Source organism: Mesorhizobium australafricanum, assembly GCF_033977265.1.
Lineage (GTDB): Bacteria > Pseudomonadota > Alphaproteobacteria > Rhizobiales > Rhizobiaceae > Mesorhizobium > Mesorhizobium australafricanum.
This window is the reverse complement of record NZ_JAVIIT010000010.1, coordinates 200,344-213,330: the sequence shown is the minus strand read 5'-3', so window position 1 is coordinate 213,330 and position 12,987 is coordinate 200,344. Positions and strand designations below refer to the sequence as shown.

Here is a 12,987-nt window from a genome sequence, read left to right as displayed (position 1 = left end):
GACGCCGGCTTTCCTTAGGAGGTCCCGACAAAGAGCCCGCCCAAACGTCAGAAGAGCGGGCTCTTTCATTGAGCCCTTGCCATCTGAAAGCATCTAAGGAATATAATCCTCTCCGGTGCGGCGACCCATTCCAGCGAGGGGATCTCCTGAAAATCATCTATTGTCACGAATGCCTGGCCGCCGCCGCGACGACCGAAACCTGCAGTTCACGAACCACGCGTTGACGCCGGAACAGCGAAGGGGCGGCCCGGCAAGCTGACCGGGGTAGGGCCTGCAAACGCCGGGCCTAACCGGCGACGGGGGCTCGGGGGCGAGACACCATACCGGCTGGCGACAAAGTATATGCTCGTACTGAAATGGCCGGCATCATCCATACGGACGAAGCTGGGAACAGCTTTTAGGATGTCGCCGGCAGCAGAAGCTTCATCGCCAGTGCGTAAGCACGTGAGAGCCAAGGAGCGACATCACCAGGCTCGCCGTCATCCCGATCAGGTCGCCCCGCCGGTAGCGCCAGATATCGCTGGTGAGCATGGCGAGGCAGATTGCGGAGATGGAGGGCGGGACCAGAATTTACACGCTCTAGCCGGCTAACAAGATCGCGCTAGTTTCATGGCTGGCGTGGCCACACCTGCGCCGTCGAGCGCCGGCTTGCCGGTCCCCGTAGCTGGCCGATTGGCAACCGGCGCTCCTCTATTTGCTCTTGCCCTTCGGCACTATCGAGAACTTCGGCGGATTGGCTTCGCGGATGAGCTTAGCGGCTTCGTCTATGGTGATGCCAACCTTGCGGGCGTAGTAGGCGGCTTCCGCTTCAAGCTCGCCGTCTAATGGAATATCAACCGCATGCTTGGCCTTGCGCTGTGCCTTCTTTCCCATGGGGGAATCATAGCACATTACGGGGCTTGGCTGAATGACCGCTTCTGATGCTGGTTGAATTTCAAACTGGACCACGCCGGCTCCCCGAAGGGGTTTGGCGATCAGCGGCCCTTGGCCTTTTGGACCTGCAACAGCAGCCATGCCCATGCGAGCCGAATCAGCGAGCGGATCAGCCTCGTGGCTCGGCCTCGTCGCCGGCGAGGTACTCCCTGACGCTTTCGGCCACCCCGATCGGCTCCCGACGGGGGAGTGCTTGACGATTTTAGCGGCTTGCAAGAACGCGCGCTGGCGGGGGCAGCAGACGGCAATGGGGATTCTGCTACAATCCCTTATGGTCGTCCGAATAGTGGTTGTCCTGGCGCTTCTTTTCGCCTTCGCCTACGGATTCGCAAAACTCGTGGAGCGCTATGGCGGCGTTGGCAATCTGCCCTCTGCGTGTGGACAATTGTCGACCGTTGATTGCCCAGACCAGAACGCGCCGCCTCCTGAGCCCAAGCCTACGCCTTCCTGAGCCTCACACCGGCGCCGCCGCCGTTCTCGGAGATGAACACCACGCCAGCGGCTTCCAGCGCCTGGTCATCGCCGCGAGGTTGTTCGCCCACTGGCAACGCCAACCTTCGCGCGCGCCAACAACAAGCCTGCCTCTCTGGTGTAGAGAGGCAGGCTGCCGTTCGGAACTCAGGCAGCAACCCGCAGGTGAAGCCGACGCTTCTTCGTCTTACGGAACCACACAACAGCCAGCGCCTTCCAAAATGGCCAGCGATGAGCGTGGCTCATCACTTTTGCATCGTCTTCGGCCGTTAGAAACATGTCGCTGATGGGTGTGGTTAGATCCTGCGGCTCGAACTTCTGGCAATAGTCCTTGTTCGTCATCAGGTATTCCGCGGCGCGGATGTGGTGGCCAGTGATGGGCGCCAGATCAGCGTTCGCCAGCACTTCTAGGATACGGCGCGCTCCCATGGCTGTCTGGCGGGCGACAAGGCTTGGCTGGACCTTCGACCATGACGAGACAATCGCACTGCTCACCTCGCTCACGGCTCGGGAGGCTTAGTTCTCCGCATGGCTGAAGACGACGGCACCGTTGTCCTTACGGACTTCAACGGACACGACCCCATCGTCACCCTTCCGGGTCTGGAACATAGCGATAGCATGGTCCTTGGCCGTCTTTTCGACGTCGAAGGTCACCTTGTCGATGATGCCTTTTCGCCCATACCAGATAACAGTGTAGACCATTGGGGCTCCCATGCTTTCCGCCAAGCTTATAGGAGTTCGGAAGCATAGGCGATAACGCCCAGGCGGAAGCGCATATTCCAAACTGAGAAGTCCCACCCCACCGCCGGACCAACGCTGGCAGCTTACATTTGGGCGTTGGCGGGTTCCCCGGCCTTGAAGGCGCCAAGATATCGGAAGCGCGCTAAGGCTGTCGAACGGCTGATAGTCGCGCTTCAGAAAAAGGTGACCAATTCTCAAACATGCGAAGCGGCCCTCCTATGGATGGCGGGTAGTGGGTCAGTTTGAAATTTCAGTCGAGCTTCTCAATACGACCCTTTTCGAGACGAAATATCCCATCGGTGCCCCCTTGGCGCTCGAAGTCGGTCTGGATTTCGTCCCATGTGCCAAGATACTGGCCGCAATCGGTGCATCTGATCGGCGTTAAAGGCTGGGCGTCTTTTGGAATCCTAAGACGTATGGTGCCGCAATAGGGACACTCCAACTGGTGGTTCAGGTACTCGCCTGCCATGGTCACTTTCAACGCACGTCCCTGCGGCGACTATTGGGCGAGCAATCGGCAAACGCAAGGTTATTTACGCGTGCGCCACGCATCAGCTGTGGCTCGAAAATGCGCTTGGGAGTGCCCTGGGGGTGCCCGCGCCCCACTACGGGGTCAGGCCGCATTGGGCCTTGCGAGATAACTAGCTGATAAAGCTAGAGAAACTTTGGTGGAGCCAATCGGAATCGAACCGACGACCTCTTGAATGCCATTCAAGCGCTCTCCCAACTGAGCTATGGCCCCACTCCCGGCAGTCAGCCGGCGCCGTTTCCGGCGAAGAGATCCGGCGCGGTTTGAGAGCCGCGCCGTTTTTAGTGCTGGCGGCTTCTAGCGCCGCCTTCGGACAAGATCAAGCCTTCAAAAGCCGCTTTTTCGTCACAGGCCAAAATGGCCGGCAAACGATCAAATCAGACCTCGTCCTCGTCGTCGCCGACGCCGATCATGTCGGAGACGTCGTCATCCTCTTCTTCTTCGTCGGCAAGGAAGGTATCGTCCTCGTCGTCGCCGAGATCGACGTCTTCATCCTCATCGTCGCCGAGATCGGGAAGATCGTCGCCGCCGCCCTTGGCCTCGTCATCGGCTTCCTCGAGCGAAACGACTTCGGCGCCTTCTTCCTCGTCGCCGTCCACTTCCTTGTCAGCGACCTCCTCTTCTTCCTCGATGGCGGAAATCTTGCCTTCGTCGAAATAGGAGCGCGGATAGCTCTTGCCCGTATAGGGCGAGACAATCGGGTCCTTGTTGAGATCGTAGAATTTCCGACCCGTTTCGGGGTCGATACGCTTGGTGCCAAGTTCAGTTTTCGCCACAGCAGGCCTCGTCAATAAAAGAGTGGTCCCCTTAACCGCAGTTTTAAGCGCTGTCAAAGCCAAAAGCCGGCGTCGTAAAACCCCGCGTTCGAACGGCCGCGCCAAGGGGATGACCATTGCAGCGCGCCGTGATACGAGACCGCCGCAACATCAAGAACAGAGCCGGGCAGCCGGCATTTCATTTGGAAGACAAGGATGTCTCACTCCGCCGCCGCTAAGCCAGCCACGGCCCGCAAATCCCCTGCCCTTTCCGGCACCGCGCGCGTGCCTGGCGACAAATCGATCTCGCACCGTTCCTTCATGTTCGGCGGCCTTGCCTCCGGCGAAACCCGCATCACCGGCCTGCTAGAAGGCGAGGACGTGATGCGCACAGGCGCGGCCATGAAAGCAATGGGTGCGCATATCGAAAAGAACGGCGCCGAATGGGTGATCCGCGGCACCGGCAACGGCGCGCTGCTTGAGCCCGAAGGTCCGCTTGACTTCGGCAATGCCGGCACCGGCTCGCGGCTGACCATGGGCCTTGTCGGCACCTATGACATGGAGACGACCTTCATCGGCGATGCCTCGCTGTCCGGCCGGCCGATGGGCCGCGTGCTCGACCCGCTGCGCCAGATGGGCGTGCAGGTGCTGAAGGCCGCACCCGGCGACCGCATGCCGATCACGCTGCGCGGCCCGAAGCATGCCGGGCCGATCACCTATCGCGTGCCGATGGCGTCCGCCCAGGTGAAGTCGGCGGTGCTGCTTGCCGGCCTCAACACGCCGGGCATCACCACGGTGATCGAGCCGGTGATGACGCGCGACCATACCGAGAAGATGCTGAAGGGCTTCGGCGCCAATTTGACCGTCGAGACCGACGAACGCGGCGTGCGCCACATCTTCATCGAGGGCCAGGGCAAGCTGACGGGGCAGACAATCGCCGTGCCCGGCGACCCGTCCTCCGCCGGCTTTCCGCTGGTGGCGGCGCTCATCGTTCCGGGCTCGGACATTACAATCGAGAACGTGCTGATGAACCCGACCCGCACCGGCCTTCTTTTGACGCTGCAGGAGATGGGCGGCCGCATCGATATCCTCAATCCGCGCAATGCCGGCGGCGAGGATGTGGCGGATCTGCGGGTGCGCTCCTCCGATCTGAAGGGCGTCGTGGTGCCGCCGGAGCGCGCGCCGTCGATGATCGACGAATATCCGGTGCTGGCCGTGGCGGCGAGCTTCGCCGAGGGCGAGACGCTAATGCAGGGGCTGGAGGAATTGCGCGTCAAGGAATCCGACCGCCTGGCCGCGGTGGCCACCGGGCTGAAGCTCAACGGCGTCGACTGCACCGAGGGCGAGGCTTCGCTTGCCGTGCGCGGCAAGCCGGGCGGCAAGGGGCTTGGCGCTCACCCCAACGGCCAGGATACGGCGGTGAAGACGCATCTCGACCATCGCATCGCCATGAGTTTCCTTGTCATGGGGCTGGCGACGGAAAAGCCGGTGACCATCGACGACGCCAACATGATCGCGACGAGCTTTCCGGAGTTCATGGGCTTGATGAAGGGGCTGGGCGCGGAGATCGAGTGACGGGCAATGAGCTTGAGCCGACCTGAGCTGTTGGCGGGACAGCACCCCCCTCTGTCCTGCCGGACATCTCCCCCGCAAGGGGGGAGATCAGCTGGCACGCGGGCTTTCGCTAATCGCCAACGTCGCAGGATTGAGCGGGGCGCAGCCGCCGCCAATCTCCCCCCTTGCGGGGGAGATGTCCGGCAGGACAGAGGGGGGTGCGAAGGAACGCGGCGCTTGTTCTATTCATCGTGCCCCCCGATCGCATCGGCTCGCCAATGACCCACACCTTCACCATCGCCATCGACGGGCCGGCGGGCGCCGGCAAGGGCACCCTCGCACGCCGGCTCGCCGACCACTACCGGCTCAACCTGCTCGACACCGGCCTGACCTATCGCGCCGTCGCCCACAAGCTGCTCGAGCTCGGCCTGCCGCTCGAGAATGTCTCGGCGGCCGAAACGGCGGCGCGGCAGGTCAACCTGTCGAACCTCGACCGCGCGGTGCTGTCGGCGCATGCGGTGGGCGAAGCGGCCTCCAAGGTCGCGGTCATCCCCACGGTGCGGCGCATCCTGGTCGAGAAGCAGCGCGCCTTCGCCAAGGCGCCGCCGGGTGCCGTGCTCGACGGCCGCGACATCGGCACCGTGGTGTGCCCCGACGCCGACATCAAACTCTATGTCACGGCGAGCGCCGAGGTTCGGGCGCTGCGCCGGCTGGCCGAGATCGAGAGCATGGGCGGCAGCGCCGACTTCGCCACCATCCTCGCCGATATCGAGCGCCGCGACGAACGCGACATGGGCCGCGCGGACTCGCCGCTCAAGCCAGCGGCGGACGCGCACTTGCTTGATACCAGCGAAATGGCTATAGAGGCGGCGTTTCTGGCGGCGATGGCGATCGTTGACGACGTCCTTGCCAAGAGAAACAAGGCCTGATCCGGGTTTTCTCTCACGCTTGCAATTGCCGAAAGCGGGAAAAATACCCATATCGGGCACGAACCAGCCTGCCAGCATTCTTTATGCGCCGGACTTGCCGCCTGAACAGCGGCCAAGGGCTTTCAGCCCGGAACGCCGGCAGGCTCAACGCAACGCTAACCCACGGCGCCCGCCCCGCTCAAGATGCGGGGTATTCCAGGAGAAACAATGTCAGTAGCTAATCCGTCTCGCGACGATTTCGCGAGCATGCTCGAAGAATCATTCACCGCCGGCCATTCCGGCGAGGGCCAGGTTGTCCGGGGCACGATCACCGCGATCGAAAAGGACATGGCCATCATCGATGTCGGCCTCAAGGTCGAAGGCCGCGTGCCGCTGAAGGAATTCGGCGCCAAGGGCAAGGAATCCGTTCTCAAGGTCGGCGACACCGTCGAAGTCTATGTCGAGCGCATCGAGAACGCGCTTGGCGAAGCCATGCTGTCGCGCGAGAAGGCTCGCCGCGAGGAGAGCTGGGTCCGTCTCGAAGAGAAGTTCACCAAGGGTGAGCGCGTCGAAGGCGTCATCTTCAATCAGGTCAAGGGCGGCTTCACCGTCGACCTCGACGGCGCCGTGGCGTTCCTGCCGCGCAGCCAGGTCGATATCCGTCCGATCCGCGACGTCACCCCGCTGATGCACAACCCGCAGCCCTTCGAGATCCTCAAGATGGATCGCCGTCGCGGCAACATCGTGGTGTCGCGCCGCACCGTGCTCGAGGAGAGCCGCGCCGAACAGCGTTCGGAAATCGTGCAGAACCTCGAGGAAGGCCAGGTGGTCGAAGGCGTGGTCAAGAACATCACCGACTACGGTGCGTTCGTCGACCTCGGCGGCATCGACGGCCTGCTGCACGTCACCGACATGGCATGGCGCCGCGTCAACCATCCGACCGAGATCCTCAACATCGGCCAGACGGTCAAGGTGCAGATCATCCGCATCAACCAGGAAACCCACCGCATCTCGCTCGGCATGAAGCAGCTCGAGTCGGATCCGTGGTCGGATATCGGCACCAAGTTCCCGATCGGCAAGAAGATCAAGGGCACCGTCACCAACATCACCGACTACGGCGCGTTCGTCGAGCTGGAGCCGGGTATCGAGGGCCTCATCCACGTTTCGGAAATGTCGTGGACGAAGAAGAACGTGCACCCCGGCAAGATCCTGTCGACGACGCAGGAAGTCGACGTGGTGGTGCTCGAGGTCGATCCGGCCAAGCGCCGCATCTCGCTCGGCCTCAAGCAGACGCTCGAGAATCCGTGGCAGGCTTTCGCCTCGAGCCATCCGGTCGGCAGCCAGGTCGAGGGCGAGGTCAAGAACAAGACCGAGTTCGGCCTGTTCATCGGCCTGGAAGGCGACGTGGACGGCATGGTGCATCTGTCCGACCTCGACTGGACCCGTCCGGGCGAGCAGGTCATCGAAGAGTACAATCGCGGCGACATGGTCAAGGCGCAGGTGCTCGACGTCGACATCGACAAGGAGCGCATCTCGCTCGGCATCAAGCAGCTGGCCCGTGACGCGGTCGGCGAAGCGGCGACTTCGGGCGAACTGCGCAAGAACGCCGTCGTCACCTGCGAGGTCATCGGCGTGAAGGATGGCGGCCTGGACGTGCGGCTGGTCGACAGCGGCATCGAGACCTTCATCAAGCGTTCGGATCTTTCGCGCGACCGCGACGAGCAGCGCCCCGAGCGCTTCACCGTCGGCCAGAAGGTCGATGCCCGCGTCATCGCCTTCGACAAGAAGACCCGCAAGCTGCAGGTCTCGATCAAGGCGCTGGAAATCGCCGAGGAGAAGGAAGCGGTCGCCCAGTACGGCTCGACCGACTCCGGCGCCTCGCTGGGCGATATTCTGGGCGCGGCGCTCAAGAAGCAGGGAAGCTAAGTCCTTCCGGCTACCGAACAAAAAACCCCGCCGGAGCGATCCGGCGGGGTTTTTCTTTGTTCGTGAGCTTTCTGCGTCAGGCCCGGCCATAGAGCGGCACCAGCGTGCCGCTCATGACCTGGTTGGTAGGCGAGGCGAGGTAGGCGATCGCTTCCGCCGCGGCTTCGAGGCTGACCCATTTGCCGAAATCGGCGTCGGGCATGTCGGCGCGGTTGGCGGGCGTGTCGAGGGTCGAGGGCGCCACGGCGTTGACCAGTATGCCCTTGCCTTTCAACTCCTCGGCCATGGCCACCGTCATCGCCGCGACCGCCGCCTTGCTTGCGGCATAGGCGACCATGCCGGAGCCGCGCCTGGGGTCGAGCCCGGCGCGCGCGGTGACGTTGACGATGCGCCCCGCGGTGCCGGACGCCAGCATCGAGCGCACCGCGGCACGGCTGCACAGGAAGGCCGTGCGGGCGTTGGTGTCCATCATTTCGGCGAAGGAAGCCGACTCGATCTTTTCGACCGGCGCCATGGTGAAGCCGCCGGCAAGGTGGATCGAGGCCCAGAGCTCGGGGACCTGATGGTAGAAGGCTTCGACTTTGGCCGAATCCGACAGGTCGACATTATGCGCCAGATGCACGCTGGCGTGGGCTGCGTAAGGAAAATGCGGCGGGGCCGCCGCGTGGGCATTGGGCACGTGGCAGATCGCGCCTTGCTCCAGCAATCTGCCGACAACCGCGCCGCCGAGCGCCCCCGTGCCGCCCGTCACCACGACATGCCTGCCGTTAAGCGTTTCCGTCATACTTAGACCGCTCCTGTCATTTTTTTATCATTATTTCTTTTGGTTACGCCGCCCCAGATTGGAACGTGGCGCCTTTCGCGTTGTCACTCAATTGAAATATCGACATGGCAGGCGCAGCGTCTTTGCATGCGTCGGGCTGTCGCGGGCGACATCAAGCCAGCCGCCATCTGGAATCGATCTGATGGTGAGATTTGCCGGGCGCCAGCCTGGGACCAACCCAACAGTCGCACCCGCCGCGACCTCTTTCAGTCGACGGTGATTTCGATGACGCGCGGCTTCCCGGCCGCCCGCGCGCGCTTCAGCGCCACGGCAAGGCCGCCGACCCCGGCCAGCCGCTCGGCCTCGATGCCATAGGCCTCGGCAAGCTTGCAGAAATCCGGCGGCGCCGGCGACACGCCGACCGGCTCGACGCCGACATCGAGCATCGACGTCTCGATCTCGCGATAGCCGCGATTATTCCACACGACGAAGATCACCGGCGCTTCGGCGTCGAGCGCGGCGCCGATTTCCGGCAAGGTGAACTGGAAGCCGCCATCGCCGGTAAGGCACACCACCGGCGCCTCCGGCACGGCAAGTGCGGCGCCGATCGCCGCCGGCGGACCGTAGCCGAGCGCCCCGAAGCCGGTCGCGGCGTTGAACCAGCCGCCGGGACGATCGTGGTCGTAATAGAGGTTGGCGGCGTAGATCGGCTGCGTCGAGTCGCCGACGATGATGGCGCCCGGCAGCGCATCGCGGATCGCTTCGACGGCGCGCACCTGCGCCAGATAGTCGGGCTTCAGTTCGGTCCGCGCGGCGGCGCGCGCCGCGGCAGCGCGGGCCTCCCCATCCCTTGCCGCAACATGACCGGCCCCGATCGCAGCAAGCAAAGCCTCGATCCCTTCGGCGCAATCCGCCTGGATGCCGACCGTCACCGGCCGGCGCGCGATCTGGTCGGCGCCGATATCGATACGGATCAGGTTCTTCGGCAGCACGAAGCCGCCATCGCCATAGCCGTCATAGTCGGTCGGGCCGAATTCGGTGCCGGCGGCAATCACCAGATCGGCGTCGGCCATCAGCGCGCGCACGGCCTCGAGGCTGGGGCTCGCCGGCACGCAAAGAGGATGGCCATGCATGAGGCCGCGCGCATTGGCGGTCTCGACCACGGGCGCGCCAAGCGTCTCGGCCAGACGCCGCAATGCCGCGTCGGCCTTCTTGGCGCCGCCGCCCGAAAGGATCAGCGGGCGGCGGGCGGCCTGGCAAAGTCGCGCCGCCTCGGCGATCGCGGCCGCATCCGGGACGGGCGGCGCGGCATTGCTCAGCGCTGCCGCGATGCCGTCGGCGGGTTTCACCATGACATCGGTGGGGATCTCGATATGGACCGGCCCCGGCCGCGCCGACGAAAACAGCGCGAAGGCGCGGGCGAGCGCGCCCGGCAGTTCACCGGCCTCGGTGACACGCTCGGAAAATAGCGCAACCTTTTCCATCATGCCGCGCTGGTCGGGCAGTTCATGCAGGAAGCCCAGCCCCTTGCCAAGCGTATCGGTGGCGTTGACGCCGGAGATGACCAGCATCGGCACCGAATCGGCGCGCGCCTGGCCCATGGCGGTGATGGTGTTGGTGAGGCCCGGCCCGGTGATGACGAAGGCGACGCCCGGCCGGCCGCCGGCCCGAGCATAACCGTCGGCCATGAAGCCGGCGCCCTGTTCGTGGCGCGGCGTGACATGACGGATCTTCGAGCGCGCCAGGCCGCGATAGAGCTCCACCGTATGCACCCCCGGAATGCCGAAGACGGTGTCGACGCCATGCGCCTCGAGCAGGGTGATCAGCGCTTCGCCTATGGTGGTCATTGGTCTTCTCCCCTTTCCTGTGCGAGGCCGAGCTCGGCCTCCACAGCCTTGATGCCGATCGCGGCCAATTCGCCGGACGAGAACATCTCGCCGGCCAGGCAGCCTTCGATCCAGAGCCCGTCGATGATCGCATTGATCGCGATGGCATGGTGGCGCAGCTCGCTTTCGTCCGTCTTGCGCTGTTCGGCGGCGAGCACTTCGGCCACAACCGCTTCCACCTCGTTGCGAAAGCCAAGGTAGCCTTCGCGGTGGGCACGGGCGAGCGTCGGATCCGCGCTGGCGCGGCCGAGGAAGGTTGCCCAGAGCGAAAACACCCGCTGGTCGATGATGGGCGCGTTGAGGTTGGCGGTGACGAAAGCGGCAAGCCGCTGGCGCGGCGAGGCATCCTCCATGACCAATGCCGCTTTCGCCTGCTCGGTCATGCGGCCGACCAGCGCCGTATAGGCTTCCTGGAGCAATTCTTCCTTGCCGGGGAAATAGTGCCGGATCAGCCCCGCGGTGACGCCGGCACGCAACGCGATGGTGCGCAGGCTAGCGCCTTGCAGGCCATATTCCGCCACGCAGTCCAGTGTCGCATCGATCAGATCCTGCCGCCGCCGCTCCTCGCCCTCGCGGCGGAACTTGCGGCGCGCATTCATTGGCGCAGGATCGGCCGCGTCAGGCATGTCGGCCCGCCCTCGCAGGCGATGCACAGCGCATCCGCCTCGAATATCTCAACGGTGCAGCCGGCGGCTTCCATCGCGGCTTTGGTCCTGGGAAAGCCGGCAACGGCAATGACCTTGAGCGGGCTGGTCGGCAGCACGTTCAGGCTGAGACCATTGGAAGCGGCGAACTCTTCGGCGTCGCCTTCGACCAGCCGGATGCCTCGCGCCTTCAGCATCTGATAGAATGGGGCCGGCAAAAGCGGTGAATAGACCAGTGCGAGGTCGTCGGCCAGCGGGCTGATCACCGACATCAGATGCAGGCACGCCTCTTCGCCATGCCACAGCGGCAGATCGAAGCCGTAGACGGAAATGCCCAGCGGCGTCAGCAGGTTGGAAAGCTGCTGGATGCCTTCCTGGTTGGAGCGGACACCGCGCCCGATGGCCAGCGTGCGGGCATCCACCCATACACAATCACCGCCTTCGACCTGACCGGGAGCCTCGACGCGGCCGAGGATCGGAATGCCCAGCCTTTTGTAGGTCTCCTCATGCAGCGAGGGCTCCCTGGCACGCAACGGCTTGCCCATGGACAGGATCAGCGCGCCGCGGTCGGTCATCAGCGATGGGTCGTGCGTGAACACCGAATCCGAAAGTGCGTCGGCCTTGTCCTCGATCCATTCGATTTGGGCGCCGGAAGCCGCCACCAGTTCGGCAAGGACCGCGTGCTGCGAAGCTGCTTTCGCCGGATTGAATCCCGGGCCATAGTGCCAGGCAGCCCTGTCGGCGTCGCGCATGGCGTTGGCCGCCGACCGCATCAGCACCCGCCGCAGCGGCGCCGCCATGGATTGTGATCCGAAAGCGCTCATCGATACCCTTTTAAGATGAAAAAAATCGTGAAAATTTCATGAAAGGCTATTTATACACTTGCACAACAAGGCCGCAAGTGCCGTAATGAGCGGGATTGACGGGCTCACGCTGTCGGGTCCATGCTGAAGTCAGGAGTGGGACAATACAGCGTATGTTGATTAGCCGGATGGACGTTCGACGAACTGCCGTCGCCCCTATAGAGGTCACCCGGTGAGCGCTGTGGGAGCTGCCGCAGCCCCATCCGGCGAGGCGCAAAGCGGCGCCGCCGAAGCCATCCATGTCGAAAACCTGCACAAGAAATTTGGCCAGCTGCACGTGTTGAAAGGCGTTTCGCTGTCGGCGCGCGACGGCGAGGTGGTCGCCATCATCGGCGGCTCCGGTTCCGGCAAATCGACGCTGCTGCGCTGCATCAACTGCCTTGAAAATCCGACCAGCGGCATCATCCGCGTCAATGGCGAGGAGATCAAGCTCAAGGCCGACAGCCACGGCCATACCGTTCCGGCTGACCGCAGGCAGATCGAGCGCATCCGCTCCCGGCTCGGCATGGTGTTCCAGAATTTCAACCTGTGGAGCCACATGACGCTGATCGAGAACGTCATCGAGGTTCCGGTGCATGTGCTCGGCGTCAAGCGCGACGAGGCGATCGTCCAGGCTGAGAAACTGCTGGCCCGGGTCGGGCTGGCGGAGAAGCGCGACGTCTATCCGGCTTTCCTGTCCGGCGGGCAGCAGCAGCGCGCCGCGATCGCCCGGGCGCTGGCGATCAATCCGCGCGTCATGCTGTTCGACGAGCCGACTTCCGCGCTCGATCCCGAACTGGTCGGCGAGGTGCTGAAAGTGATCGGCGACCTGGCGCGCGAGGGGCGCACCATGGTGCTGGTGACGCATGAAATGAAGTTCGCTCGCGAGGTCGCGACGCATGTCGTCTACCTCTACAACGGGCTGGTCGAGGAAGAAGGTCCGCCGGAACAGTTGTTCGGCGCGCCCAAATCCGAAAGGCTCAAGCAATTCCTCCGCAATGTCGGCTAGGATCGGCGTCAAGCGGTGCGAAAACC

The 12,987-nt window shown here is 63.8% G+C and carries 13 protein-coding genes and 1 tRNA gene; 4 read left to right on the top strand and 10 right to left on the bottom strand.

What is annotated here, in order from left to right; translation table 11 throughout:
• Positions 1-690: 690 nt before the first annotated feature.
• The 6 genes from RFM98_RS20650 to RFM98_RS20625 form a co-directional block, all read right to left on the bottom strand.
• Positions 691-1,014, bottom strand: coding sequence for a hypothetical protein (locus tag RFM98_RS20650; RefSeq protein ID WP_320310593.1), 324 nt, complete (start codon positions 1,012-1,014; stop codon positions 691-693).
• 537 nt (positions 1,015-1,551) lie between these two features.
• Positions 1,552-1,908: a hypothetical protein gene (locus RFM98_RS20645; protein ID WP_320310592.1), complete on the bottom strand. Its 357-nt coding sequence runs from the start codon at positions 1,906-1,908 to the stop codon at positions 1,552-1,554.
• Between the two features lie 12 nt (positions 1,909-1,920).
• Positions 1,921-2,106, bottom strand: coding sequence for a hypothetical protein (locus RFM98_RS20640; protein ID WP_320310591.1), 186 nt, complete (start codon positions 2,104-2,106; stop codon positions 1,921-1,923).
• Between the two features lie 289 nt (positions 2,107-2,395).
• On the bottom strand, positions 2,396-2,614 hold the full coding sequence (locus RFM98_RS20635; RefSeq protein WP_320310590.1) for a hypothetical protein: 219 nt from the start codon (positions 2,612-2,614) through the stop codon (positions 2,396-2,398).
• Positions 2,615-2,811: 197 nt separating this feature from the next.
• Positions 2,812-2,887 (bottom strand) — tRNA-Ala (locus RFM98_RS20630).
• A gap of 164 nt (positions 2,888-3,051) precedes the next feature.
• Positions 3,052-3,450: a TIGR02300 family protein gene (locus RFM98_RS20625; protein ID WP_320310589.1), complete on the bottom strand. Its 399-nt coding sequence runs from the start codon at positions 3,448-3,450 to the stop codon at positions 3,052-3,054.
• A gap of 195 nt (positions 3,451-3,645) precedes the next feature.
• On the opposite strand from RFM98_RS20625, the gene aroA reads away from it, so the two are divergent.
• The 3 genes from aroA (at position 3,646) to rpsA (ending at position 7,817) form a co-directional block, all read left to right on the top strand.
• Positions 3,646-5,004, top strand: a complete 1,359-nt coding sequence (aroA, locus tag RFM98_RS20620; RefSeq protein ID WP_320310588.1) for a 3-phosphoshikimate 1-carboxyvinyltransferase — start codon at positions 3,646-3,648, stop codon at positions 5,002-5,004.
• A gap of 257 nt (positions 5,005-5,261) precedes the next feature.
• A complete protein-coding gene (gene cmk, locus RFM98_RS20615; RefSeq protein WP_320310602.1) occupies positions 5,262-5,912 on the top strand; it encodes a (d)CMP kinase in 651 nt (216 codons plus the stop codon).
• A gap of 207 nt (positions 5,913-6,119) precedes the next feature.
• Positions 6,120-7,817 carry a 30S ribosomal protein S1 gene (gene rpsA, locus RFM98_RS20610; RefSeq protein WP_320310587.1) on the top strand — a complete coding sequence of 566 codons (1,698 nt, stop codon included), beginning with the start codon at positions 6,120-6,122 and terminating at the stop codon, positions 7,815-7,817.
• Between the two features lie 76 nt (positions 7,818-7,893).
• On the opposite strand, the gene RFM98_RS20605 is transcribed toward rpsA, so the two are convergent.
• The 4 genes from RFM98_RS20605 to RFM98_RS20590 form a co-directional block, all read right to left on the bottom strand.
• Positions 7,894-8,601 carry an SDR family NAD(P)-dependent oxidoreductase gene (locus RFM98_RS20605; RefSeq protein ID WP_320310586.1) on the bottom strand — a complete coding sequence of 236 codons (708 nt, stop codon included), beginning with the start codon at positions 8,599-8,601 and terminating at the stop codon, positions 7,894-7,896.
• Between the two features lie 245 nt (positions 8,602-8,846).
• Positions 8,847-10,427: a 5-guanidino-2-oxopentanoate decarboxylase gene (locus tag RFM98_RS20600; RefSeq protein ID WP_320310585.1), complete on the bottom strand. Its 1,581-nt coding sequence runs from the start codon at positions 10,425-10,427 to the stop codon at positions 8,847-8,849.
• The gene (locus RFM98_RS20595; protein WP_320310584.1) at positions 10,424-11,092 is read right to left on the bottom strand and encodes a TetR family transcriptional regulator C-terminal domain-containing protein; all 669 of its coding nucleotides are present in this window, start codon (positions 11,090-11,092) and stop codon (positions 10,424-10,426) included. Before RFM98_RS20595 ends, RFM98_RS20600 begins: the two co-directional genes overlap by 4 nt.
• Positions 11,062-11,934, bottom strand: a complete 873-nt coding sequence (locus RFM98_RS20590; protein WP_320310583.1) for a dimethylarginine dimethylaminohydrolase family protein — start codon at positions 11,932-11,934, stop codon at positions 11,062-11,064. The genes RFM98_RS20595 and RFM98_RS20590 overlap by 31 nt, the downstream gene beginning before the upstream one ends.
• A gap of 211 nt (positions 11,935-12,145) precedes the next feature.
• On the opposite strand from RFM98_RS20590, the gene RFM98_RS20585 reads away from it, so the two are divergent.
• Positions 12,146-12,961, top strand: coding sequence for an ABC transporter ATP-binding protein (locus RFM98_RS20585; RefSeq protein WP_320310582.1), 816 nt, complete (start codon positions 12,146-12,148; stop codon positions 12,959-12,961).
• The last annotated feature ends 26 nt before the right edge of the window (positions 12,962-12,987 follow it).

Bases quoted from the DNA above. Each gene is read 5' to 3' on its own strand.
- RFM98_RS20605 (WP_320310586.1), bottom strand. From the start codon at position 8,601: ATGACGGAAACGCTTAACGGCAGGCATGTCGTGGTGACGGGCGGCACG.
- RFM98_RS20640 (WP_320310591.1), bottom strand. From the start codon at position 2,106: ATGGTCTACACTGTTATCTGGTATGGGCGAAAAGGCATCATCGACAAG.
- RFM98_RS20590 (WP_320310583.1), bottom strand. From the start codon at position 11,934: ATGAGCGCTTTCGGATCACAATCCATGGCGGCGCCGCTGCGGCGGGTG.
- RFM98_RS20595 (WP_320310584.1), bottom strand. From the start codon at position 11,092: ATGCCTGACGCGGCCGATCCTGCGCCAATGAATGCGCGCCGCAAGTTC.
- aroA (WP_320310588.1), top strand. From the start codon at position 3,646: ATGTCTCACTCCGCCGCCGCTAAGCCAGCCACGGCCCGCAAATCCCCT.
- RFM98_RS20635 (WP_320310590.1), bottom strand. From the start codon at position 2,614: ATGGCAGGCGAGTACCTGAACCACCAGTTGGAGTGTCCCTATTGCGGC.
- rpsA (WP_320310587.1), top strand. From the start codon at position 6,120: ATGTCAGTAGCTAATCCGTCTCGCGACGATTTCGCGAGCATGCTCGAA.
- RFM98_RS20650 (WP_320310593.1), bottom strand. From the start codon at position 1,014: ATGGCTGCTGTTGCAGGTCCAAAAGGCCAAGGGCCGCTGATCGCCAAA.
- RFM98_RS20600 (WP_320310585.1), bottom strand. From the start codon at position 10,427: ATGACCACCATAGGCGAAGCGCTGATCACCCTGCTCGAGGCGCATGGC.
- cmk (WP_320310602.1), top strand. From the start codon at position 5,262: ATGACCCACACCTTCACCATCGCCATCGACGGGCCGGCGGGCGCCGGC.